The 21,714-nt window shown below is 70.8% G+C and carries 20 protein-coding genes and 1 tRNA gene; 12 read left to right on the forward strand and 9 right to left on the reverse strand.

Annotation, left to right across the window (positions count from 1 at the left end; genetic code table 11):
- Positions 1-150: 150 nt before the first annotated feature.
- Together D7V93_RS06620 and D7V93_RS06625 are read right to left on the reverse strand one after the other, a co-directional pair.
- Positions 151-1,386, reverse strand: a complete 1,236-nt coding sequence (locus D7V93_RS06620) for a glycosyltransferase family 87 protein (protein ID WP_120642562.1) — start codon at positions 1,384-1,386, stop codon at positions 151-153.
- 60 nt (positions 1,387-1,446) lie between these two features.
- The gene (locus tag D7V93_RS06625; RefSeq protein ID WP_120642563.1) at positions 1,447-2,841 is read right to left on the reverse strand and encodes a dihydrolipoyl dehydrogenase family protein; all 1,395 of its coding nucleotides are present in this window, start codon (positions 2,839-2,841) and stop codon (positions 1,447-1,449) included.
- A 376-nt stretch (positions 2,842-3,217) separates the two neighbouring features.
- On the opposite strand from D7V93_RS06625, the gene D7V93_RS06630 reads away from it, so the two are divergent.
- The 4 genes from D7V93_RS06630 (at position 3,218) to D7V93_RS06645 (ending at position 5,640) form a co-directional block, all read left to right on the forward strand.
- Positions 3,218-3,640: a ribosome-binding factor A gene (locus D7V93_RS06630; protein WP_120642564.1), complete on the forward strand. Its 423-nt coding sequence runs from the start codon at positions 3,218-3,220 to the stop codon at positions 3,638-3,640.
- Positions 3,637-4,794 carry an RtcB family protein gene (locus D7V93_RS06635; protein ID WP_120642565.1) on the forward strand — a complete coding sequence of 386 codons (1,158 nt, stop codon included), beginning with the start codon at positions 3,637-3,639 and terminating at the stop codon, positions 4,792-4,794. Before D7V93_RS06630 ends, D7V93_RS06635 begins: the two co-directional genes overlap by 4 nt.
- A 185-nt stretch (positions 4,795-4,979) precedes the next feature.
- Positions 4,980-5,053: transfer RNA gene (locus tag D7V93_RS06640), tRNA-Gln, on the forward strand.
- 56 nt (positions 5,054-5,109) lie between these two features.
- On the forward strand, positions 5,110-5,640 hold the full coding sequence (locus tag D7V93_RS06645) for a non-proteolytic archaemetzincin-like protein (RefSeq protein ID WP_120642566.1): 531 nt from the start codon (positions 5,110-5,112) through the stop codon (positions 5,638-5,640).
- A 25-nt stretch (positions 5,641-5,665) separates the two neighbouring features.
- On the opposite strand, the gene D7V93_RS06650 is transcribed toward D7V93_RS06645, so the two are convergent.
- Positions 5,666-7,006: a chondroitinase-B domain-containing protein gene (locus tag D7V93_RS06650; RefSeq protein WP_158623661.1), complete on the reverse strand. Its 1,341-nt coding sequence runs from the start codon at positions 7,004-7,006 to the stop codon at positions 5,666-5,668.
- Between the two features lie 167 nt (positions 7,007-7,173).
- Here D7V93_RS06650 and D7V93_RS06655 point away from each other — a divergent pair, with 167 nt between their 5' ends.
- The gene (locus D7V93_RS06655) at positions 7,174-8,130 is read left to right on the forward strand and encodes a TolB family protein (RefSeq protein WP_341870913.1); all 957 of its coding nucleotides are present in this window, start codon (positions 7,174-7,176) and stop codon (positions 8,128-8,130) included.
- On the opposite strand, the gene D7V93_RS06660 is transcribed toward D7V93_RS06655, so the two are convergent.
- Both D7V93_RS06660 and D7V93_RS06665 read right to left on the reverse strand, forming a co-directional pair.
- Positions 8,127-8,600 carry a DUF3592 domain-containing protein gene (locus tag D7V93_RS06660; RefSeq protein WP_120642569.1) on the reverse strand — a complete coding sequence of 158 codons (474 nt, stop codon included), beginning with the start codon at positions 8,598-8,600 and terminating at the stop codon, positions 8,127-8,129. The genes D7V93_RS06655 and D7V93_RS06660 overlap by 4 nt on opposite strands.
- 4 nt (positions 8,601-8,604) lie before the next feature.
- The gene (locus D7V93_RS06665; protein ID WP_158623662.1) at positions 8,605-9,090 is read right to left on the reverse strand and encodes a DUF3592 domain-containing protein; all 486 of its coding nucleotides are present in this window, start codon (positions 9,088-9,090) and stop codon (positions 8,605-8,607) included.
- A gap of 163 nt (positions 9,091-9,253) precedes the next feature.
- Here D7V93_RS06665 and D7V93_RS06670 point away from each other — a divergent pair, with 163 nt between their 5' ends.
- Complete coding sequence (locus D7V93_RS06670; RefSeq protein WP_120642584.1) at positions 9,254-9,733, forward strand: ankyrin repeat domain-containing protein; 480 nt, start codon at positions 9,254-9,256, stop codon at positions 9,731-9,733.
- Between the two features lie 88 nt (positions 9,734-9,821).
- On the opposite strand, the gene D7V93_RS06675 is transcribed toward D7V93_RS06670, so the two are convergent.
- Positions 9,822-12,035, reverse strand: a complete 2,214-nt coding sequence (locus D7V93_RS06675; protein WP_120642571.1) for a heterodisulfide reductase-related iron-sulfur binding cluster — start codon at positions 12,033-12,035, stop codon at positions 9,822-9,824.
- Between the two features lie 405 nt (positions 12,036-12,440).
- Between D7V93_RS06675 and D7V93_RS44790 the strand changes: the two genes are divergently transcribed.
- The 5 genes from D7V93_RS44790 to D7V93_RS06695 all read left to right on the forward strand — a co-directional run bounded on the left by D7V93_RS44790 (position 12,441) and on the right by D7V93_RS06695 (position 17,825).
- On the forward strand, positions 12,441-12,602 hold the full coding sequence (locus D7V93_RS44790) for a hypothetical protein (RefSeq protein WP_158623663.1): 162 nt from the start codon (positions 12,441-12,443) through the stop codon (positions 12,600-12,602).
- Positions 12,603-12,932: 330 nt separating this feature from the next.
- Entirely contained in the window at positions 12,933-14,246 is a 1,314-nt protein-coding gene (locus D7V93_RS06680) for a vWA domain-containing protein (RefSeq protein WP_120642572.1), read from the forward strand.
- Between the two features lie 172 nt (positions 14,247-14,418).
- Complete coding sequence (locus D7V93_RS06685) at positions 14,419-16,743, forward strand: protein-disulfide reductase DsbD family protein (protein WP_120642573.1); 2,325 nt, start codon at positions 14,419-14,421, stop codon at positions 16,741-16,743.
- 64 nt (positions 16,744-16,807) lie between these two features.
- Complete coding sequence (locus tag D7V93_RS06690) at positions 16,808-17,401, forward strand: thioredoxin family protein (protein WP_120642574.1); 594 nt, start codon at positions 16,808-16,810, stop codon at positions 17,399-17,401.
- A 187-nt stretch (positions 17,402-17,588) separates the two neighbouring features.
- Positions 17,589-17,825, forward strand: coding sequence for a hypothetical protein (locus D7V93_RS06695; protein ID WP_120642575.1), 237 nt, complete (start codon positions 17,589-17,591; stop codon positions 17,823-17,825).
- A gap of 24 nt (positions 17,826-17,849) precedes the next feature.
- On the opposite strand, the gene D7V93_RS06700 is transcribed toward D7V93_RS06695, so the two are convergent.
- Positions 17,850-18,854 (reverse strand): oxygenase MpaB family protein, encoded by a 1,005-nt coding sequence (locus tag D7V93_RS06700; protein ID WP_208722934.1) that lies wholly within the window; start codon positions 18,852-18,854, stop codon positions 17,850-17,852.
- Between the two features lie 238 nt (positions 18,855-19,092).
- Between D7V93_RS06700 and D7V93_RS06705 the strand changes: the two genes are divergently transcribed.
- Positions 19,093-19,725 carry a DUF6992 family protein gene (locus D7V93_RS06705; protein ID WP_120642577.1) on the forward strand — a complete coding sequence of 211 codons (633 nt, stop codon included), beginning with the start codon at positions 19,093-19,095 and terminating at the stop codon, positions 19,723-19,725.
- Between the two features lie 15 nt (positions 19,726-19,740).
- On the opposite strand, the gene D7V93_RS06710 is transcribed toward D7V93_RS06705, so the two are convergent.
- A complete protein-coding gene (locus D7V93_RS06710; RefSeq protein ID WP_120642578.1) occupies positions 19,741-20,655 on the reverse strand; it encodes a S1C family serine protease in 915 nt (304 codons plus the stop codon).
- A gap of 12 nt (positions 20,656-20,667) precedes the next feature.
- A complete protein-coding gene (locus D7V93_RS06715) occupies positions 20,668-21,558 on the reverse strand; it encodes a S1C family serine protease (RefSeq protein WP_120642579.1) in 891 nt (296 codons plus the stop codon).
- Positions 21,559-21,714 lie beyond the last annotated feature (156 nt).

A 21,714-nucleotide genomic window follows, 5' to 3' on the forward strand; every position in this document is an offset into this window, starting at 1 on the left:
GTGGTGGAGAGCGCGAACCGCCGGGCGGCGGCGGGGGCGCTGGAGGCGCTGTCGAACGTTTCGAACATGACGGTGACGCATATAGCGACGCCGTGTGTCACGAAGGTTCAGGGCCCGTGACACTTTGACCCCGGCCGTGTCTCGATTGGGTCACGAACCGCGGGCGTTCAGAAATCCACGCGGCAGGTGCGTCACGGCTTTGTCGGAGAGAACGGCGGTGGGCGCGCCCCGGCGCCGCGTCTGCCACAGAAGGGCCACCAGCAGCGCGGTGTAGACCCACGCGAACGGCCGCGTGAGCAGCACCTGGCGCGCGAGCTCCGGGCCCAGCACCGTGTCCGACACGAGCATGCCCGTGAGCGCCACCACCGCCACCAGCGCCCCGTTGATCCGCGAACGTCCTTCCAGCGCCGCGCGGATCAGCGGCCACGCGAGCAGGTAGTTCGCGCGCCACGCCAACGGTGACAGCAGCGTCACGCCCAGGCAGCCGAACGCGAGCAGGTCCACGGGGCCGGGCCGCGCCCACAGCAACGCGACGACGAACAGCCCCATCGCCACGGCCTGCGCCAGCGGCATCGCGCCCGCGGGCGGCAGCGACTCCGGGGGCAGCACCAGCGACATCAGGAGCGTGGGCAGGCCCTGCGGGTTGTGGCCCAGCGCCCACGGCGGCGTGGTGCGCGCGAGCGTCTCCGTCCAGTCACGCAGCTGCGAGAGCGTCCCGGCCCACCCGTAGCGGCCCAGCGTGGGCAGCACCAGCACGACGCCGAAGAGGGCCGTGGTGCCCACCACGCGCCAGTGTCGGCGCCAGAGGAAGAACAGGCCCAGCAGCGCGGCGGGGGGCTTGAGCAGACACGCGACGGCGAAGGCGGCGCCGGGGCCCCAGGCACGGCCGCGCTCGGCGCCCACGGCCGCGAGCACCAGCAGCCACAGCAGCACCGCGTCCACCTGACCGTAGAAGATCTCGAAGGAGAACGCGGGCAGCAGCGCGAAGGTGGCGAGCACCGGAGCCCACGACCACGACGGCGCTTCGCCAGAACCGGACGCGGGCGCGGCGCGGCGTGTGAGGACGGACACGGCGGCCAGGGCGAGCACGGAGCCCAGGTTCCACAGCGCCACGGCGGCGCGTGGGGGCACGACGGTGAAGGGCAGGAAGAGGGGCGCGGTGACGGGCGCGTACTTGAACGGCATGGTGCCGTCCTCCGCGCGGTACAGGTCCGTGCCCTCGCGGAAGCGCTCGGCGGCGGTGAGGTAGACGCGGAAGTCCACGCCGCGCCTCGGGTGCTGGCCCACGGCGACGGCGGCCACGGCGAGTACCAGCAACAAGGCCCACTCCACCTTCAGGGACGCGCGCAGGGACGCACGGGGGAGCGGCAGGTCAGCGGTGCTCATTCACAAAAGGAGGCGGAGGGTGGGGCGCGCACCATTCCACGCGGAGGCGCCCCACCGCAATTACAGGCCGTAGGCTTCCAAGAGCCGCAGCCACACCTCGCTCATCGTCGGGTACGACGGCACCGCGTGCCACAGCGTGTCCAGCGTCACCTCGCCCGCGACGGCGATGGTGGCCGCGTGGAGCATCTCCCCCACGCCGGGGCCGGTGAACGTGGCGCCCACGATGATGCGGCGCTGCTCGTCCACCACCAGCTTGGCGGTGCCCTTGAAGCCCTCGCCCATCAGCGAGGTGCCGGCCACGTCCCCCAGCTCGTACTGCACCGTCTTCACCGGCACGCCCATCTTGCGCGCCTGCGCCTCGGTGTGGCCCACGCTGGCCACCTGCGGGTGCGTGAAGACGACCTGCGGCGTGGCCTTCGTGTCCGCCCACGCCTTCGCGGGCTTGCCCAGCAGGATGTCGCCCACCAGCCGTCCCTGGTACTTGCCCATGTGCGTGAGCAGGTTGCGGCCGTTCACGTCGCCGCACGCATAGAGCCAGCCTCCGTCCACGCCCTTCGCGCGGAGCTGATCATCCACCTCGATGGAGGCGCCGGGCTTGAGGCCCACCGTGTCCAGGCCCAGGTCATCCGTGCGCGCCGTGCGTCCCATGGCCACGAGCAACGCGTCCGCGCGCAGCGTGTCCCGGTTGGACAGCGTCACGGTGTACTCGCCCTTGCCCTCGCCCGAGCGCTGCACCTTCGTCGCCTGCGTCTCCAGGAACACGCGCACGCCGGTGTCGCGCAGCGCCTGGGCCACCTGCTCGCCCACGAAGGGCTCGAAGCGCGTGAGCAGGCGGGGACCGCGCTGCACCAGCGTCACCTCGGAGCCCAGCTCGCGCCACGCCTGCGCCAGCTCCACGGACTCCACGCCGCCGCCCAGCACCACCAGCCGGCCCGGCACCGCCTTGGAGCCCGTGCCCTCGCGGTTGTCCCACGGCCGCGAGTCCTTGAGGCCCGCGATCTCCGGCATGCGAGGCTTGCTGCCGGTGGCGATGACCACGGCCCGGCGCGCCTCCAGCTCGCGCTCCTTCCCGTCCTTGCCCGCCACGCTCACCCTGCGCGGGCCGGTGAGCTTGCCGCGGCCTCGCACCACGGTGAGCTTCGCGCCCTCCGCCCACTTCACCTGGGACTTGTCGTCGTAGCCGGACACCATCTTGTCGCGGTGCTTGAGCACGGCTTCCACCTTGAGCGGACCCTGGAGCAGCTCGCGCACGCCGGGCGTGTGCTGCGCCATCCACAGCGTCTCGCCGGGGTGGAGCAGGGCCTTGCTGGGCATGCAGGCCCAGTACGAACACTCACCGCCCAGGAGCTCGTGCTCCACCAGCGCCACCTTCAATCCACCCGCCGCGGCACGCGCCCCCGCGTTCTCCCCCGTGGGCCCCGCCCCAATCACCACCACGTCGAAAGTCTCGGCCATGAAGCCTCCCACGTCCTGCTTGCACGGGCGGCGGGGCCGCGCCAATCAGACCGGCCGCCCGAGTCGGATGGTGGAAAGAGTGGCTGGTCACCACCGGACAGCCTCCGCTCTTCCTGTCCGCTGGTGTCAGGACCCGCGGGCCCGGCGCGTCGGGCCCGCACGGTCCGCGCGGCGAGAGCGCGGCGGGAGGTGTGCCATGGGACGTGTCGCCAAGGTGGTCCTGGTTCGCTCCACGCGGTCGCGGGTCTAGCGGTACCGGCGTCGTTTCGCCGTTCGCTCCAGACGGTGTCCGCGTGGTGGCCCCTGCGTGCCCACTCCGGTCGTGTCCCTGGGTCCTCGTGATCCGGACGCGGCCGACAGGAAACCGTTTTCGTTCATGTCCTCATCCAGGTCTCGCCGTCCCCGCGCGTCGTCCCGGCGTTCGGGTTCCTCGCTGTTCCAGTCCCAGGCTCCGTCCGCGCGTCACCTGCGCGTCCAATCCACCCTCTCCGAGGAGATCTCCCTGCTCTTCCGTGGCGAGCTGTCCGACCCCGTGCTCGATGGCCTCGCGCTGACGTCCTTCGAGCTGTCCCCTGAAGGGCGCACCGCGCGCATCGGCTACACGCTGCCGCCCGACGCCACCGACCTGAACGCCGTGAAGGAGGCCCTCGCCCGCGCGGAGGGCTACGTGCGCTCGCAGCTCGCGCAGCACCTGAACCTCAAGCGCACCCCGCACCTGCGCTTCGTCCACGTGGGCACCGCCCCCTGCACGGAGCCCGACGACAGCGACTGGGACGAAGGGGAAGGGGGTGACGCATGATGCCCCGCCTCCTCGAAGTCCCACCGGGCGCGGTGCCCCTGCTCGCCTGGGCCCGCGCGGTGCCCGGCGCCGCGCTCAAGCAGCTCCAGCAGCTCACCGCGCAGCCCTATGTCGTCGAACACGTGGCGGTGATGCCGGACGTGCACCTCGCGTCCGGCGTGTCGGTGGGCACCGTCTTCGCCACCGAACACCACGTCGTCCCCGGCGCGCTGGGCAACGACCTGGGCTGCGGCGTGAGCGCGCACCGCTTCGCCTTCCCCGCCGCGTCGCTGTCGCGCGCCGACCTGGAGGGGCTGCTGTCCCAGCTCGCCCGGGTCGTGCCCGTGGGGGACGCGGTGCACCGGGGGCGGGGGCTCGCGCTGCCTCCCGGGCTGGAGTCCCCGACGCTGTCCACCCACCGGCTCACCCAGGCCTGGGCGCGACTGGCGCCGCGCCACCTGGGCACGCTCGGGGGCGGCAACCACTTCCTGGAGCTGGACCGCGACGGGGCCGGGGACCTCTGGCTGCTCATCCACTCCGGGTCGCGGGGCGTGGGGGCCGCGGTGGGCGAGCACCACCAGCGCGTGGCGAAGGCGCTGGGGGAGGGCACGCCGCCCGCCCTCCGCACCGACACCGACGCGGGCGTGGCGTGCCTCCACGACCTGGCCCTGGCGTGTCGCTTCGCCCGCGCCAACCGGGACACGCTCGCCGCCCGGGCGCTCGCCGTGATGGCGGACGTGCTGGGCGTGGCCCCGGACCCGGGCAGCACCGTGGACGTGCACCACAACCACGTCGCCGCCGAGTCGCACTTCGGCCGCACGCTCCAGGTGCACCGCAAGGGCGCGGTGGGCCTGGACACAGGGGCGCGGGGGCTCATCCCCGGCTCCATGGGCACGGGCTCCTACGTCGTCGAGGGCCGGGGCGAGCCGCGCGCCTTCCGCTCCTGCTCGCACGGCGCGGGCCGCGTGCTCACCCGCACGGAGGCCCGGGCCCGCATCCGCCCGGACGCGCTCGTCCATGCCCTGCGCCGCGTGGTGTTCGACGCGGGCCGCGCCGGGGCCCTGGTGGAGGAGGCGCCCGCCGCCTACCGGGACCTCTCCGAGGTGCTGGAGGACGAGGCGGACCTCGTGACGCCCTGCGTCCGACTCACCCCCCTGGCCGTGCTCAAGGGCTGAGCCGGGGAGCGCCTGTCGGGTGGACGACACCCCGTCCGCCCGGCCTGCCATCCCGGGGGCCCGAGTGTCGCGCGGTGGGTGATCGCCCCCCGCACTCCACGGCGAAGGGGGCCCATCGTCAGAGTGGGTTCCCGCGCCCGTGAAGATGCCGTAGTATCCGCCTGAAAGTACGCGTGCGAACCTGCTGGGGCGTCGTCTAATGGCAGGACGTCAGACTTTGACTCTGATTATCAAGGTTCGAATCCTTGCGCCCCAGCCACTCCGCTCCGGGGGGACGCGGCCAACGTCCGTCCGGAGGTAGAAGGCGGTGGGCTGATGCCGCAGAAGACGCTCCTGCTGGTCACCGTGGGCAGTCCACCGTCCACGCTCGTGAACTCCTTGCAGGAACCGCTGACGACCCACCTGGGCGTCAGCGCGGTCGTGAGCCGGACGGCGCTGTCGTCCCCTGCCTATGCCTTCAACAAGGACCGCAGCCAGTACCACTGCAACGCCATCATGCGGCGGCTGGGCACGCTGCTGGAGGACGCGCCGCAGCAGCTGGTGATGGGCGTGACGGACGCGGACCTCTTCGTGCCGGACTCGCCCTTCGTCTTCGGTGAGGCGGACCGCGAGTCCAAGGTCGCGGTGATGAGCCTCTTCCGGCTGCGCCAGGGCGCGGAGGGCGAAGCGCTGCGCCGCCGCGTGCAGGTGGAGGCGGTGCACCAGGCCGGCCACCTCATCGGCCTGTCCTACTGCGAGGACCCGCGCTGCGTGATGTTCTTCCCGCAGACGCCGCAGGACTGCGACCGCAAGCAGCTGGGCCCCTGCAACGTCTGCCGCAACGAGCTGAACCGCCTCAACCGCTGAAGGTCCAGCCCGCCGCCGGTGGGCCTCACGGGCAGGCGTAGGTGCTCGACGGTCCCACGTCGGCCAGCGTCAGCGCGCGGCACTGCATGACGGCGCCCCGGGCAGGGAACCGCTTGGAGACGTAGGCGCCCAGCGCGTTCCGGACGAGCAGCGGATCCACGAAGGTCACTCCCGTCGCGGAGCCCTGCTGCGGCCAGGCGACGTTCTCCACATACGTCTGGGGCGCGGGCGCGTAGAGCCAGAACGCGTTCCCGGTGAAGTTCACGAGGATGTTCTCCTCGTAGTAGCCGTCCTTCGGGACCTCCGAATAGGTGCAGCCGTTGGACTCCATCTTGTTCCCGCCAATCTCGATGGCGTTGTCGGACGCGCCGACGACGGTGTTCGCGACGATGCGGACCGCGTCCGCGGGCCAGTGGTAGCAGCTGGCGTCCAGCTTCCCGCTGGGGAGCATGAACGCCGGCCCCACGACTCCCTCGAAGTGGTTGTCATGGAGGAAGTGGGAGGATTCGTGGATCCGCACGCCCATCGCGTTGATGAACCAGTTGCCGTGGACGTGGGCGTGGGTCCCCATCCGCAGGACGAGCCGGTCCTGCGTGTTCCGGAACGTGTTGAAGCGGAAGACGTTGTAGTTCGTCTTGCTGGAGATCATCTCCTGGGACGGCTCGATGTTCTCGAACAGGTTCGACTCGACGAGGGTCGACAGGTCGCCCACGGTCTTGACGTCACCGATGATGCCGGAGCCCAGCTGGATGGACTCCCCGTTGTTGCTCCCGCCAGAGGACTTCTTGCCGTAGAACAGGTTGTAGGCAATCCGGTTGTCCACGTTGCCGCAGTTGGTGGCGTTGCAGGTGATGCGGATGCCCTGGGCCGGCAGGTTCTCGAAGCGGTTGCGCAGGAGGCTGTTCCGCACGCTCGAGTTCTGCAGCTTGATGCTCCCGTCCGCGACCGTGGGCTCCGGGCCCGCGTCGATGAGCGCGTTGTGCCGGAACTGACAGTCCTTGGCCCGGTTGAACGAGATGACGTTCTGCTTCCGCGCGCCCCTCCAGACGAACCCGTCCACGTTCAGCCACTCGCCGGAGATGCTCAGGGAAGACGCGCCCGTGAAGACGACCTTCCCGCGCGTCTGCGCCCGGAGCGTGATGGGCTGGGTGGCGGTGCCGTGCTGGGTGAAGTTGATGCTCGCGCCGTCGTAGGTCCCGTCGCGAACGACGATCTCCGCGCCCGGCACGGCCGCCGCGATCTGCTGGTTGATCTCCGCGACGGAGGTGGCCAGAGGGGCCACGACCGTCGAGCCTCCCCAGGCGGGTGTGGCGAAGGCGAGCAGGGCGGCCGAGGCAGCCGTGAGGCAGGAGCGGAAGGGTGTCATGAAAAACATTCAATACATGATTTTCTGGTTGAACGGGAAGTGGGGTGCAGTGAACCGGGGCGGTGAATGCCGCTGCGTGCGTTGACGTCCCAGGGCGCGCGCCCTGTAGTGTTCGGGCGGAACGTGCGGCAGGGCCGGCGGCACAGCGGGAGACTTTGATGATGAGCATGCGGCGATGGCTCGGTGCGGTGGTGGCGTTGGGCTTGTTGGGTGCGTGCGAGCCCTTCGAGGACGGAGGTGGCGGTGGCACCACGGGCGACGTCCTCTTCGACAAGGGCTTCGCCTTCGTGCGCGGCGACCGGAACATCTACGTGGTGGACGACGACGGCGACCCGAACAGCCCGCAGCGGCTGACGACGTCGGGAGGCGCGTACACCCCGTCGATCTCGCGCGACGGCACCAGCATCGTGTTCGTGCAGAAGGCGGGCACCACCACGTCCCTGCAGACGGTGCCCACCACGGGCGGCACGGTGGCCACGCTGCTCTCCAGCAACGACGCGGCGTGCGGCACGTGCACCAACTTCCGCGGACCGACCTTCAGCCCGGACGGGCGCACCATCGTGTTCGCGTTCGACCGGGGCGCGGGTTCGAACAGCTCGCTGGCGCGCATCAACGTGAACGGCAGCGGCTTCACGGAGCTGACGCCCGGCACGACCATCTCCTACGGCGCGCCGTCCTTCTTCCCCAACGGGAACACCGTGTTGGCGCCGGCGGGCAACAACACGTTCCAGTACAACCAGCTCGCCTTCGTGCCGGCGGCGGGTGGCAGCCCCACCTATGTGTCGCTGGGCAACGAGGTGCTGGCCATCGCGAACCGCGCGGTGGTGTCGCCGGATGGGCGGCAGGTGGCGCTGGACGGCCGGCTGTCGTCGGGCAGCACGCGCATCTTCGTGGGCAACGTGTCGGGCACGGGCCTCAGCGGCAACCTGCGGCGGCTGACGGACTACACCGCGAGCACCGTGCAGGAGAGCTTCCCCAGCTGGGCGAGCACCACTTCGCTGGGCTTCCTCTTCAACGACTCCGGCGGCGACCCCAGCATCTACCGCGCCCCGGTGTCCTCGACGGCCAGCTCCGTCACCCTCGCGGTGCCCGCCGCGAACGAGCCCTTTTACGGGCCCATCTAGGCAATTCCATCGGAAGGCGCATCCAGCGAACCGGAGGCGCCTTCCGGCACCACCTTCCCCAGCAGCGCCACCAGCCCGATGAGGCCGAGCAGCACGAGCACGACGCTGAAGAAGAGGGCGAGCCCCAGGGTCATCACCCCGTGGCCCTCCGGGTAGCTCCGGCGCGGGTCGTCCCGGCCGTAGAGCACCTGGACGCTGTCCCCGATGCGCAGGCGCTTCCACAGCTCCGGGGGGACGGTGTGCTGCTGCTTCAGCCGCGTGCCATCCGGCAGCGAGAAGGCGTAGTGCAGAACGTAGTCACTGTCGTCCGAGGCCGCGATGAACTCCTTGCGGAGCACCGTGCCTTGCGCGTGCGCGCCCTCGCGCACGATGCGCGTGTCCCTCCGGTACGTCATCCACGTCATCACCAGCAGCGTCAGCCCGAGCAGCACGAACGTCGCCCCCAGGAGGCGGGCCGCGAGGAGGGCCATGGGCTCAGGCCTCCTGCGCTCCAGCCGACCGCAGCAGGAGCACGATGCCCGTGACGATGGTCCCTCCGGCCAGGAGGAAGGCCAGCATGGCGAACTCCAAGGGCATCCCGCCCTCGCCCTCGGGGTAGCTGAGGCTGGGGTCCTCGCTGTCGTGGAGCACCTGGATGCTGCTGCCCGCGCGCAGCCGCTCCCACAGCTCCCGGGACACGTTGCGCTGGGCGTTCTGCCAGCCGCCCTTTCGCGGGAAGCCGTAGTGGAGCACGTAGTCCACGCCACGGGACGTCCGGCTCCGGGCGTGCTTCTCCTTGCGCACCACCCGTCCCTGCGCCCAGACGCCCTCGGTCTGGACGCGCAGGTCCCGGTGGAAGATGACGAAGACCATCACGACGACGATGACGCCCATCAGCACGAACAGCGCCCCGTCCGTGCCCGTCAGGGGCCTGCCGTTGGGCGTGAGGCTGAAGATGGACCGCGACCTGTAGAAGCGCATGTGTCCCCGGGCCTCCGGCCCCGGTTCGGGACCCGCCTGCCTGTCCAAGCGTCGAACGAAGCGGGTGAAAATGACAACCCGGTGAATCCCCGACGCGAGGGGGCTCCCTGGCATCGCGTCCGCCGAAACGCGATGCTGCCCCCCGTTGCTGGAGGTGCACACCGTGTCCCTGTTCGATGCCGTCACCGCGGGAGACCGCGCCGCCCTCGCCGCCCAGCTCGACGCGGGCGCCGACCCCAACCCCTTCGACTCGCAGGGGCGCACGCCCTTGATGGTCGCCGCGCGCGAGGGCCGCGACGACCTGGTGCGGCTGCTCCTGGAAGCCGGCGCGGAGCCCACGCTCCCCGACAAGCTGGGCGAGACGGCCTTCATCACCGCCGCCGCGTATGGCCACGTGAAGGTGTGCGCGCTGCTGGCCTCCAAGGCCACCGACGACGAGAAGGACCTGGCGCGCACGCTCCTGGCCAACCAGGGCCTCACGGAGCTGCCCTCGCGCCCCTCCGAAATCGCCCCGGACGACTTCCGCCGCAAGCTCGCCTCCGCGGGCGCCTACGTGGCCGGGAAGCTGGGGGATGGTGACACCACCAAGCGCCTGGAGCGCGTGCTGCGGTCGGAGAAGGGCGCGGACAAGGGCCGCAAGTAACCCGCGCACCGCTGGACAGGCGAAGGGCCCGGCCGCTCCCGCATCGGGGAGCCACCGGGCCCTTGTCACATCCGGACGCGCGGAACGGCTACTCCGGCTTCGCGTTCACCACCGGGCTCGGGGACACCGTGCCGCCCTTGGCGGTGGTCTCCATCGAGTCCGCGACCAGCTCCGTGATGTCCTTCACCTGGATCTGCTCACGGCCGGTGTCGTTCTTCGCGTCGTTGAGCATCGTGGAGCAGAACGGGCAGGCCACCGCGACGATGCCCTTGCCGCCCTGCTCCTTGTAGTCGCCCACCATGCCCGGCTTCTTCTTGTCCGTGGCGTCGGGGAACGGCGTGTTCGGGTCCTCCGCGTGCTTGAGCGTGAGGGCCACCTCGTTGATGCGGTTGTGGTTGATGCGCGTGCCGATGTGCTCTTCCATCCACATCCGGCCGCCACCGGCGCCGCAGCAGAAGCCCTCGCGCTTGCTGCGCTGCATCTCCACCACTTCCAGGCCCGGGATGCTGTTGAGCACCTCGCGGGGCGCGTCGTACACGCCGTTGTGCCGGCCCAGGTAGCAGGGGTCGTGGTAGGTCAGCTTGGTGCCGGTGTTCATCACCGCGGAGAGCTTGATGCGCTTCTCCTTCAGCAGCTCGTTGATGAGCTGCGTGTGGTTGATGACGCGGTACTCGCCGCCGAACTCCGGGTACTCGTTCTTGATGGTGTTGAAGCAGTGCGGGCACTGGGTGATGACCGCCTTCACGCCCATCGCGTTCCAGGACTCGACGTTCGTCTTCGCCAGCGTCTGGTACAGGTACTCGTTGCCCATGCGGCGCGCGGAGTCGCCGTTGCACATCTCCTGCTTGGACAGCGTGGCGAACGACACGTTCGCTTCGCGCAAAATCTTCACCAGCGCGCGGCTGACCTTCTTCTGCTTGTCGTCGTAGCTGCCCGCGCAGCCCACGAAGAACAGGTACTCGTACGGGCCGCCGCCATCACCCCAGGTGGGCAGCGCCAGGTCGGAGGCCCACTCGTCGCGCTGGTCCTGGCCGATGCCCCAGGGGTTGCCCTGGCGCTCCATGCCCTCGAACACGCGCTGGATTTCGGGCGGGAACTCCGCCTTCACCTGCACCTGGTAGCGGCGCATGTCGATGAGGCGCGGGACGTTCTCGATGAACACCGGGCACGCCTGCTCGCACCAGCCGCAGCTCGTGCAGGCCCACACCGTCTCCGCCTTCAGCGCGCTGCCGATGATCTCCGGCAGGGGCTCCTTCACGCCGCTGGGGCCGTAGCCCTCCTCCACCCACTTCTCGTTCTCCCAGAGCCAGTGCTTCAGGTCCTGGTTGACGCCCTTGTGCGTGAGCGGCTTGCCCGTGATGTACGTGGGACAGTGCGTCTGGCACCGGCCGCACTCGGTACAGGAGTACAGGTCCAGGCCGTTCTTCCAGGTGAGGTCCTTCACCGTGGCGGCGCCGAACTCCTCCTTCTCCAGGTTGGGCGTGGGCAGCTTGCCGGTGGAGTGCGTGCGCTGGAAGAAGACGTTGGGCAGGCCCGTGATGATGTGGAAGTGCTTGCCCAGCGGCAGGAAGTTCAGGAACGCCAGGATGATGACCAGGTGGATGAAGAAGCCCGCCACGCCCAGCACGTGCGACGCCGTGACGCCCAGGGGCATCATGGCCAGGCCCACCACGCTGGTGATGGGCTCCCACCACACGAGCGCGGACGGCGTGGACGGCACCTGCGTCGCGCCCACCTGCACCTGCTCGGCGGCGGCGTGCGCGGCCACCATGTGGCTGCCGCCGAACATGAACTCGGTGATCATCAGCCCCGCGATGAAGCCGAGGATGAGGTACGCCTCCCACGACTGGGACATGCGGTCCGGCTTCACCTTCCAGCGCGTCCACACGAAGTACGCCACGCCCAAGAGCGCCAGCCCGGCGACCAGGTCCTTGGTCAAGAGGTAGACGCGGTAGAGGAAGAGCAGCGGCGGCGCGGCGTCCCAGGCCGGGTGGCTCAGGTCGGTGAGCACCTCCAGCGCCGTGGACGAAAAGCCCATCGCGAACATCATCACGGTGCGCAGCGCCAGCACCATGAAGGCCGCGTAGATGAAGATGTGGAACAGGCCCGGCGTGAACTCCTCCGGATCCACCATGCGCTTCTGCCCCAGCCCGAAGCGCACCAGCTGCGCCACGCGATAGGGGATGTGGTCCAGCCGGTTCTCCTTCTTCATCGCGAGCAGCACGCCCGCGCGGCCGGACATCGTGATGACGAAGATGGAAAGGGCGCCTGTCAGCAGCAGGCCGGTGATGATGGGGTTCATGGAACCTCGGGAACCTCTGGGGCCGCACGGCGTGAGACGCCGGGTTGCCGCGTTGCGGCAAGGCTTGGGATGTAGTCAACCCTAACAGGGGTGATTTTCGAATCAAGCATCGTGCGGAGGGCCCTGTCCGCCAGCCGGTCCGACTGTCCTACAGGTTTGTCCAGAACCCGCCTGACCTGTCGGTCAGCAGGCGGCCGGACGTGTTCGTTGGAACGCGAAACACACTTTGGAGCCCCGAGGGCTTTACAAAGCCCGAGCCTGTTCCCAAAATGTTCGTAAATCGGTCAAGAGTCGCTTGTAAAGGGTCCGCATGGGGCGGCCCGGATGACCGACGCAGGGCGTCCAAGGGGATGCGAGCAGCTGTCAGGCCGTACACCCCGTGAATGGAGCGCCGAGGAGCCGGACATGAGCCACGACGAGAGCACGTACCTGGACGAGGGGCGGGACTACCTGGACCCGCGCGGCGAGACCGAGGGCGGCACGCTGGTCCCCATGGAGTCACAGGAGGGCCTGCGTTGGGGTCACCTGGATGAAGAGGCCTGGGGCGGCTGGAGCGTGGTGGAGTGACCTGCGAGGCCCCCGCGGCCTTTGGACTGCGCGGGGGCATTCGTTCATCGTCGACGGGAGCGTTCACTCCCGGACGGTGATGCAGTGCGCTGGACGCGGTGCTCCCCTTCGCTTCAAGGGTCGAGCCCGTCGAAGGCGGTCCGGAGCGGGCGACTTCCTCCCGGAACTTCCAAAGTAAATCCGTAAAGTGTTGAGTCCTCTTGCCGACACGCGGGTGGGTGTAGGTGACGCAGGGCGTCCTGAGGGGGCATGGGGAGCGCCCGGGGCCAGGGGGAGTCTTCGCGAGGGATTCGCGGCAAGATGGGGCCCATCCACCATGCGGGAGTGCGGATGAAGCAGACGGCCTGGGCAGTGGAGCGCGACGCGGAGAGCGGCCGCGAAGTGCTGCTGCTCGTGACGCTGGAGGCCGAAGCGGAGACGCCTCGGGCGCCGGTGGCGGTGAACCTGGTCATCGATCGCAGCGCGTCCATGCGCGGCGCGCCGCTGGCGGCGGCGGTGGAGGCGGCGCGCGCGCTGGTGGAGCGTGCGGGGCCGCGCGACTACGTGGGCCTGCTCACCTTCGACGCGGACGCGGAGCAGGTGCTGCCCGTGCGCGCGATGGAGCCCGGCGCGAAGGCGGCCTTCCTGAAGACGCTGTCGCGCCTGGAGTCCGGCGAGGGCACCGCGCTGCACGAGGCCGTGGAGCGTGGCGCGGAGGCCGTGCGGCGCGTGCTGGTGCCGGGCGCCCGGCCGCAGTTGCTGATGCTCACCGACGGCGAGCCCTCCGTGGGCCCCACCGCGCTGGGCGAGTTCAAGGTCCTGGGCACGCGGGTGACGGACTCCGGCGTGGCGCTGCACGCGCTGGGGCTGGGGCGGCACTACCTGCCGGAGATCCTGGAAGCCCTCACGGGCCCCTCCGGCACGGGCTTCACGCACGTGGACGACGCGGAAGGCCTGCCGCTGGCGGTGGGCGCGCTGGGCGCGGAGCTGTTCGGCGAGGTGGTGTCCGACGCGCGCGTGTACGTGCTGCCCACGGGCTTCGCGGACCTGCGCTGCCGCCACCGCTACCCGTCGCGCGTGGAGGGGGACGCGATGAGCGCCGCGCTGGGGGCGGTGTCGCACGCGTTCGCGCGCCGCGTCCTCTTCGCGGGGGTGCTGGAGAAGGGCGAGTGGAACCTCACCGTGACCGCCTCGTACACGGAGAACAACGACACCCGGCGCATCTCCATCCCGGTGACGCGCCTGCTGCCGGACAGTGAAGAGGGCCGCTTCGTGCGCGCGGTGTCCGCGGAGCTGGAGCTGGTGGCGTGCGAGGCCGCCGCGTGGAAGGCGCTCTCCAAGCGGCAGCAGGAAGCGGCCGAGCGGGCGCTCGAAGGCGCGGACAAGGGGCTCTACAAGCTGGCCCGCCTGGGTTCGGCGGAGGTCCCCGCGCAGCGGCACGTGGACCGGCTGGCGGACCTGCGCCGGGCCGTGGAGCGGCGGGCCGCGCAACCGTCCGCATTGGGGGTGCGCCGGGCCCAGTCGGAGGTGTCCCGCATCACCATGAGCCGCATCGGTCCGGCCGTGCCCCTGGCGCTTCCCGCCGGGGCGAATGGCGGGGCCGGGCTGCCCGCGGGCAAGGGCGAAGTGGCCATCCTCCCCTGGAAGACGGGCGAGGAGTCGTAACACCTTCTCCTCCTGGCCGTCCGTGAGTGCGCTGGGACCCGACATCGGGTTCGGCGCCCTGACGCCCTGCGTACGGGCGTGAGGAATGCCCGGCTGCCTGGAAGGTTCAGTGGGCCCTCAGGGGACGCATCCCAGGTAGCACGGCGTTCCCAGGTGGATTAACGGGAGTCGCATGACGCATCCGTGGCGCAAGAAGTCTGGAAGCCGGCTCGCGGGATTGAGCGCGGTGGGGATGTTGCTGCTGGCGGCGGTGGCCCAGGCCGCGCTGCCGGCCACCGCCGTGGGCAGCACCGCGCCCGACGAGGGAGACCCGCGGCTGGAAGGCGCGCTGCTCCTGGACGCCACGCAGGTGAAGGCGGGCGGCGACTTCCGCGTGGGCGTGCGCCTGCGCCTGGACCCGGACTGGCACGTCTACTGGAAGAACCCCGGGGACTCGGGGCTGGCGACGGAGGTGTCGTGGGACGCGCCGGGCGTCACGGTGGGCGACCTGCGCTGGCCGTTCCCGCAGACGTTCCGCACGCCGGACGGCTTCATCACCACACACGGCTACCACGACGAGGTGCTGCTGTTCGCCCCGGCGCACGTGTCCGAGTCGGCCACCGGCACGCTGACGGTGTCGGCGGCGGTGGACGCGCTCGCGTGCAAGGTGCACTGCATCCCCGCGCAGCTCGTGCTGTCGCGCACGCTGCCGGTGGGGCCGGAGACGGTGCCGGACGCGGAGTTCGCGCCGCTGTTCGACGCCGCGCAGGCCCGGGTGCCGCTGGCGTCGGTCAGTGACGGTGCGCCGCGCGTGGCGCTGGCGCTGGAGGGCGCGACGCTCACCGCGGGCAAGCCGTTCACCGGCACGCTCACCGTGACGACGGCGGACGGCAAGCCGTTCGCGGGGAGCGTGGAGGGTGACTTCTTCGTGCCCGGCCGCATCGCGGGCGTGGACACCGTGGCGCTGAAGCAGACGGGCTCGGGCCGCTTCGCGCTGACGGGGCAGGCGTCGTCGGTGGTGCCGAAGGGCGAGCCCCGGCTCACGGGCGCGCTGCGCCTGGGCACGGCGGCCACGGGCTTCACGGCGGTGGACCTGGACGCGCCGCTCGCGCCGGTGGTGGCGGCGGGCGGGGCGGTAGCGGGTGCGGCGCCGCTGAAGGTTCCGTCGATGAAGGACGCGCTGGGCAAGGTGAAGCCCGCGGCCGTGACGAGCGCGCCTGCCGCGGTGGAGTCTCCGATGGGGTTGGGGCTCGCGCTGCTGTTCGCGTTCCTGGGCGGCGCGCTGCTCAACCTGATGCCGTGCGTGTTCCCGGTGCTGGCGCTCAAGGCGTATGGCTTCACGCGGATGGTGCAGGAGGAGAAGGGCCGGGTGGCGCCGCACGCGGCGGCGTACGCGGGCGGCATCCTGGCGACGATGATGTTGCTGGCGGGCGCGGTGCTGGTGGTGCGCGCGGGCGGCAACAGCGTGGGCTGGGGCTTCCAGTTCCAGGAGCCGCTCTTCGTCTCCGGCGTGAGCGCGGTGCTGGTGGCGTTCGCGCTCAACCTCTTCGGCGTCTACAACCTGGGCACGGACGGCACGGCGCTCGCGGGCAAGGTGGATCAGAGCCACGGCCTGATGCGCAGCGCGGGCGAGGGCGTGCTGGCGGTGGTGCTGGCCACGCCGTGCTCGGCGCCGCTCTTGGGCACGGCGGTGGGCTTCGCGTTCGCGGCCGGCGCGGCCACGGTGGTAGCGGTGTTCCTGGCGCTGGGCCTGGGCCTGGCGCTGCCCTTCTGCGTGCTGGTGCTGGTGCCGGGGCTCGCGAAGAAGCTGCCGAAGCCGGGCATGTGGATGGAGCGCGGCAAGCAGTTCCTGGGCTTCGCGCTCCTGGGCACCACGGTGTGGCTGGTGTGGGTGATGGGCGGGCTTGCCGGCGTGGATGGGATGGCGCGGCTGCTCGCGTTCCTCATCGCGGTGGGCCTGGGCACGTGGCTGTATGGGCAATCGCAGGGGCTGGAGGGCGGACGCCGGGGCGTGACGGTGGCGCTGGCGGTGCTGACGCTGGTGGGCGCGGGCGCGGTGGCGCTGCGCTTCGAAGAGGCGCAGGCGTCGCTGGAGGCACGCGGGGCGGTGGCGTCGTCGCACGGCGGTTCGCAGCCGTGGGACGAGGCGGCGGTGACGGCGGCGCTGGCGGCGGGGCAGCCGGTGTTCGTGGACTTCACGGCGGACTGGTGCCTGACGTGCAAGTTCAACGAGCGCACCGTGCTGTCGCGCGAGGACGTGCGGCAGGCGTTCATGAAGCACAACGTGGCCTTCTTCGTGGCGGACTGGACGCGCCGGGATGCGCGCATCACCACGAAGCTGGCGGAGCACGGTCGCGCGGGCGTGCCGATGTACCTGGTGCTGAGCCCGGGCGCGCCGGACAAGCCCGAGGTGCTCAACGAGCTGCTCACCGCCGACAGCGTCATCCAGGCGGTGCAGCGCGCGGCGGAGTGCAAGTCGCCGCTGAAGGGCGGCTCGGTGGTGTGTGCCCGGCCCTGAATCAGGGCGGGAAGTGATGTCAGTGGTGTTGTTGCGCAGCGTTCAACTCTCTGGAGGTTCCGTCATGAAGCAGGTCTTCAAGGCACTCGCGCTCACCGTGGCTTTCGTTGGAACTCCCGTCCTGGCCGCCGACACCGCGGAGGTGGGCAAGCCCGCTCCGGCGTTCACGCTCAAGGACGAGGCCGGCAAGGCGCACTCGCTCTCTGAGTACAAGGGCAAGGTCGTGGTGCTGGAGTGGACGAACCCGGAGTGCCCGTTCGTGAAGCGGCACTACGAGGCCAAGACGATGCAGACGACGCAGAAGGGCTTCGACGCGAAGAAGGTGGTGTGGCTGACGGTGGACTCGTCCGAGTCGCACAGCGCGAAGACGGCGGCGGAGTGGAAGAAGAAGGAGGGCTTCAGCCAGCCGGTGCTGCTCGACACGGACGGCGCGGTGGGCAAGAGCTACGCCGCGAAGACGACCCCGCACATGTACGTCATCGACGGGCAGGGCGTGGTGCGCTACGCGGGCGCTATCGACGATGATCCGCGCGGCAAGGGCACGGTGAAGACCAACTACGTGAAGACCGCGGTGGACGCGCTCCTCGCCGGCCAGCAGGTGCCGACGGCGACGTCCGAGCCGTATGGCTGCTCGGTGAAGTACAAGAACAAGAGCTGAGCCGTCCCGCTCTGCGTGACGTGAGTGAGGCCCGTGTCCCCCGGTGGGACGCGGGCCTCCTTCATTTCCGGAGGTCGGCCCGGCGGGCGGTGTGTCTCGCGGCCGGCCTGGGACGCGGCGTCGCGGGTGCGGTCTTGTCGATGGGAACGAGGCGCCGGACCTTTTCCTCCAGACAGGAGACGCGACCATGGCCAGCAACAAGGGCAAACCCGTCAAGGGGACCGAGCGCACCGACACCCAGAGCGCCGAGTCGCTGGAGCGCGAGGCGAGGCACCAGCGCCCGGGCACCGAGCGGGGGGACGTGACGGACGAGGACGTGGGCGAGGACCGCATCCTCCAGAAAGGGATTGGCGGCTACGGCGCCCAGAAGGGCACGGAGCCGGCGCGCGAAGCGCCTCCGCTCAGCGACGACGGCGACCGGTAGACGTGGCCGTGCTGGGCCGCCGGCTCAGGCGCCATCCCGGTGGGCGAACTCCGGCCCGAGCCCTTCAATCCGGTAGGCATTGCCGGGGTACGTGCGGTTGAGGCTGCCCTCGATGGGAGACGGGTAGCGCTCCAGCGAGACGTAGCGCTTGACGTGCTTGCGCAGCTTGAGGGCCGCGCGCGTCAGTCCGCCGACCCAGGCGGGCGGCGGTGCGAATTGGATGGCAGGCAGCAGCCGGGGCGGCACCAGGCTGAGGCTGATGGGGGGCACCAGGGCGCGCAGGGGGCGCGGCAGCCAGCCGGCCAGGATGTCCATGGTGGCCTGGGCGACGCGGTGGCTGGCCTCGCTGGGCACGAGCTCCTTCGCTTCGTAGGCGCGGACGTAGGCGTCGAAGGCGGGCTTGTCCGCGGGGATGTCGCGCAGGCCCATGCGGCGGCCAATCTCACACCAGAAATGGAACCAGGCTTCGCGCTCGTGCGCGGTGAAGGGGCGCCAGCCGAAGTCGTCCATCCACTGGATGGGGAAGTCGATGAAGGTCCACAGCACGAAGAGGTAGTCCTCGTTCGGGATGCGGAAGAACGAGTGGATGTGATTCATCTGCTCCAGCGAGCGACGTCCGGCCTCCACGTCCCAGCCGCACTCCATGAACTGCGCGATGAGCAGCCGCGTGTCGTCGTAGCGCTTCTGGCCGCGCTTGCCGAACTCGCCGGTGCGGTCCAGCAGACGGGAGACGGAGCGGCTTCCGTAGGTGTGGAAGAGGGCGACCTCCGTCGACCGCTGCATGTCGAACGGGAACTCGTAGTTGGTCAGCAGGTGCACGATGCGCTGGCAGTCGCGCCGCGCGTCCAGGGAGGCGATCTCCCGGCGCACCTCGGGGGAGCGCGGCCGCCAGAAGGGCTTGCGGTAGATGGGGCCGGGGACGCGCGTGTCCGGGCGCGCGCCGCGGGACGTGCCGGCCCTGGCCGCGAAGGGGCAGCCCGCGGGAACGGCGTCCATCGGGGGGCTGACCTGGGATGCCGGGTCGTTCATGGGTTTGCTCCGGGAGGGAGTACGGGTGGCGGCCAGTCCCTCCAGCGTGGCACGCGGTGCCCGGTGACAACCAGGAAGGGGCACCCCGTGTTTCTCCTTTGTGATGATGGGCAGGAACAGGGGGCCGCCGGAAGGACCCCGGTTCCGCGCCAGCGGCCACGGGAGCGTTGGCCGGTGCACGCGTCGGGGCCGTGCGAGCGTGGTGGTACCCGGGTCCCATTCCCTAGAGTGCCCCCTCATGGTCTCCGCCCGCCTCCTGCGCTCCTGCTTCGTCCTGGTGCTGCTGTTCCTCGCGATGCCGTGGGTGGCGCAGGGACAGGAGGCCTCGGCGGCTGCGCCTCCTGGGGACGGGAAGGCGTGGCTCGCGGAGCACAACGCGGAGGCGGTGCGGGTGAACCGCGCGGCGATGGGCATCCTGTTCGGCTGGGCCGTGCTGAACATCGGCACGGGCGTGGCGGGCCACTTCGCGAGCGAGGGCGAGACGCGGGCCTTCTTCCAGGCGAACGCGGCCTGGAACCTGGTCAACCTGACCATCGCGGCGCTCGGGTACCACGGGCAGGCGACCGCGGACCCGGGTGCGTGGGACCTGGCGCGCAGCCTCTCCGAGGGGCAGCGCATGGAGAAGCTGCTGCTGCTCAACGCGGGCCTGGACGTGGGCTACATCGCCTTCGGCGGCCTCTTGTGGGAGCGCGGGCAGCGCAAGGACTCGGTGCGCTTGAGGGGGTGGGGCAAGAGCCTGCTCGTGCAGGGGGGATTCCTGCTCGTGTTCGACGGCGTGCTGACGTTCCTCAACGCGCGACTGAACGGGGAGCTCACGGCGCGGCTCGTGCCAGCCCCGAATGGAATCGGGTTGATGCTGACGTGGCCGTGAGCTCCCGGAGGCTGGCTATGCCGCCACGGGCTCGCGGCGGTTCCGGGCCCGGGCGGAGACGTCCTTGCGGCGTCCCTTGCGCAGCACGTCCAGGTGGAACTCTTCGTCGGTGGCGAGCGCCATCAGCCGCTGCAGGTCGTCCACGCTGCTCACCGGCCGGCTGTTGATGCCGAGCAGCAGGTCGTCGGGCTGGAGGCCGGCGTCGTCGGCCGGGGTGCCCTCCTGCACCTTCAGCACGCGCACGGCGCGGGGCTGGCCCATGTCGCGGGCGAGCGCGGGCTCCAGGTTCACCGCCGTGGCGGCGATGCCCAGGAACTTCCGGTCCACCTTGCCGCGCTGGATGAGCAGGCTCGCCACCCAGGACGCGGTGGTGGCGCTCACCGCGAAGCCGATGCCCTGCGCGAACGGCAGCACCAGCGTGTTGAGCCCCACCACGCGCCCGCGCGTGTCGAGCAGCGGCCCGCCGGAGTTGCCCGGGTTGATGGCCGCGTCCGTCTGGAGCATCCCTTCCAGGATGACGCCGTCGGGCAGGGTGATGGAGCGGTTGATGGCGCTCACCACGCCCAGCGACACCGACTGCTCCAGGCGGAAGGGATTGCCAATGGCCATCACGAGCTGGCCCACCTTCACGGTCTCCGGATCCGCGAGCGGCAGCGTGGGGAAGTCATCGCCCTCCGCGCGCACCACCGCGAGGTCGGTGGGGGCATCTCCGCCCACCAGCGTCGCCCGGCGCTCCTCGCCGTTGTGGAGCTGCACGGTGAGCCGCTTCGGCGTGCGCATCACCACGTGCCGGTTGGTGAGCACGTAGCCGTCCGGCGTCAGGAACAGGCCGGTGCCGTGGCCGCGCGCGTGCTCCACACCCACCACCGCTGGCGCTGCGCGGGCGACGAGTCCTTCCAGGTCATCGGAGAGCTGCTGCAACAGGTTCATGGTCGGCTCCTTTCACGAACGCTTGCCCACGGTGATGGGCACCTCGCGCAGCTCGCCCGCGCGCAGCACCTTCGCCTGGATGGACGCGCCCACCTTCTCGTCGCCCAGGTAGCCCAGCAGGTCCTCCACGCCGTGCAGCGACTGGCCGCCCAGGCTCACGAGCACGTCGCCCAGGAGCAGCCCGGCCTTCTGCGCGGGCCCTTCCGGATCCACCGACAGCAGGATGAGCCCGGCCTTCGTGCCGTCGATTTCACGCGGCAGGCGCACCGGGTAGGCGCCCACGCCCAGGTAGCCGCGGCGGATGCCGCCGTGCTCGCGCAGCGCGTTCGCCACGCGGGTCAGCGTGTCGCCGGGGATGATGACCGCGGCGGTGCGCGAGAAGGCCGCGGTGGGGATGCCGAGGAAGCGCCCCTGCGCGTCCACCAGCGCGCCGCCGGAGAAGCCGGGCGGCAGGTCCGCGTCCGTCTCCAGGTAGCGGTCCACCTGTCCGCCCGCGTGCGTGCGCCAGTCGCCGCCGAACGCGCTGACGATGCCGAGGGTCGCCCGCGCGGTGCGCCCCGGGCGTCCGAGCGCGAGCACCACGTGGCCCACCTTCACGCCATCGAGCGGCGTGGGGGCGAGCGGGGTGAGGCCGGTGGCGTCGGCCTTGAGGAGCGCGAGGTCGGTGCTCGGGTCGCGGCCGACGAGCTCCGCGGAGACCGAGCGGCCGTCCGCGAGGCCCACCTGGATGGAGCCTTCGTGTTCGACGGCGTGGCTGGTGGTGAGGATGTGGCCGTCGGCGTCCCAGACGATGCCGCTGGCGCCCCGGCGACGGCGGGCCTCGACGCGGACGAGGGAGGGAGCGATGCGCTCGACGACGGTGGCGATGGACTGGGAGAGGGACTGGAGGGCGTCGGTGGACATGGGGTGTTCCTTTCGAGCCTGAAACTAAGAGGCTCGAAGGCGCGCCACATCGGCGAACCGGGCAGGAGGGGGACCTGCCCATTCGGGTAGGAAGCCCCGCCATCCGGCCTGGGTCGTGCGTGGGCCCGGTGCTTCGGGCAGGGCGGCTCCGCAAGC

Source organism: Corallococcus llansteffanensis, from assembly GCF_003612055.1.
Lineage (GTDB): Bacteria > Myxococcota > Myxococcia > Myxococcales > Myxococcaceae > Corallococcus > Corallococcus llansteffanensis.

What these genes read in the sequence shown, in the direction of transcription:
- D7V93_RS06620 (WP_120642562.1), bottom strand. Translation starts at nt 1,386, where the DNA reads ATGAGCACCGCTGACCTGCCGCTCCCCCGTGCGTCCCTGCGCGCGTCC.
- D7V93_RS06625 (WP_120642563.1), bottom strand. Translation starts at nt 2,841, where the DNA reads ATGGCCGAGACTTTCGACGTGGTGGTGATTGGGGCGGGGCCCACGGGG.
- D7V93_RS06630 (WP_120642564.1), top strand. Translation starts at nt 3,218, where the DNA reads ATGTCCTCATCCAGGTCTCGCCGTCCCCGCGCGTCGTCCCGGCGTTCG.
- D7V93_RS06635 (WP_120642565.1), top strand. Translation starts at nt 3,637, where the DNA reads ATGATGCCCCGCCTCCTCGAAGTCCCACCGGGCGCGGTGCCCCTGCTC.
- D7V93_RS06645 (WP_120642566.1), top strand. Translation starts at nt 5,110, where the DNA reads ATGCCGCAGAAGACGCTCCTGCTGGTCACCGTGGGCAGTCCACCGTCC.
- D7V93_RS06650 (WP_158623661.1), bottom strand. Translation starts at nt 7,006, where the DNA reads ATGACACCCTTCCGCTCCTGCCTCACGGCTGCCTCGGCCGCCCTGCTC.
- D7V93_RS06655 (WP_341870913.1), top strand. Translation starts at nt 7,174, where the DNA reads ATGCGGCGATGGCTCGGTGCGGTGGTGGCGTTGGGCTTGTTGGGTGCG.
- D7V93_RS06660 (WP_120642569.1), bottom strand. Translation starts at nt 8,600, where the DNA reads ATGGCCCTCCTCGCGGCCCGCCTCCTGGGGGCGACGTTCGTGCTGCTC.
- D7V93_RS06665 (WP_158623662.1), bottom strand. Translation starts at nt 9,090, where the DNA reads ATGCGCTTCTACAGGTCGCGGTCCATCTTCAGCCTCACGCCCAACGGC.
- D7V93_RS06675 (WP_120642571.1), bottom strand. Translation starts at nt 12,035, where the DNA reads ATGAACCCCATCATCACCGGCCTGCTGCTGACAGGCGCCCTTTCCATC.
- D7V93_RS44790 (WP_158623663.1), top strand. Translation starts at nt 12,441, where the DNA reads ATGAGCCACGACGAGAGCACGTACCTGGACGAGGGGCGGGACTACCTG.
- D7V93_RS06680 (WP_120642572.1), top strand. Translation starts at nt 12,933, where the DNA reads ATGAAGCAGACGGCCTGGGCAGTGGAGCGCGACGCGGAGAGCGGCCGC.
- D7V93_RS06685 (WP_120642573.1), top strand. Translation starts at nt 14,419, where the DNA reads ATGACGCATCCGTGGCGCAAGAAGTCTGGAAGCCGGCTCGCGGGATTG.
- D7V93_RS06690 (WP_120642574.1), top strand. Translation starts at nt 16,808, where the DNA reads ATGAAGCAGGTCTTCAAGGCACTCGCGCTCACCGTGGCTTTCGTTGGA.
- D7V93_RS06695 (WP_120642575.1), top strand. Translation starts at nt 17,589, where the DNA reads ATGGCCAGCAACAAGGGCAAACCCGTCAAGGGGACCGAGCGCACCGAC.
- D7V93_RS06700 (WP_208722934.1), bottom strand. Translation starts at nt 18,854, where the DNA reads ATGAACGACCCGGCATCCCAGGTCAGCCCCCCGATGGACGCCGTTCCC.
- D7V93_RS06705 (WP_120642577.1), top strand. Translation starts at nt 19,093, where the DNA reads ATGGTCTCCGCCCGCCTCCTGCGCTCCTGCTTCGTCCTGGTGCTGCTG.
- D7V93_RS06710 (WP_120642578.1), bottom strand. Translation starts at nt 20,655, where the DNA reads ATGAACCTGTTGCAGCAGCTCTCCGATGACCTGGAAGGACTCGTCGCC.
- D7V93_RS06715 (WP_120642579.1), bottom strand. Translation starts at nt 21,558, where the DNA reads ATGTCCACCGACGCCCTCCAGTCCCTCTCCCAGTCCATCGCCACCGTC.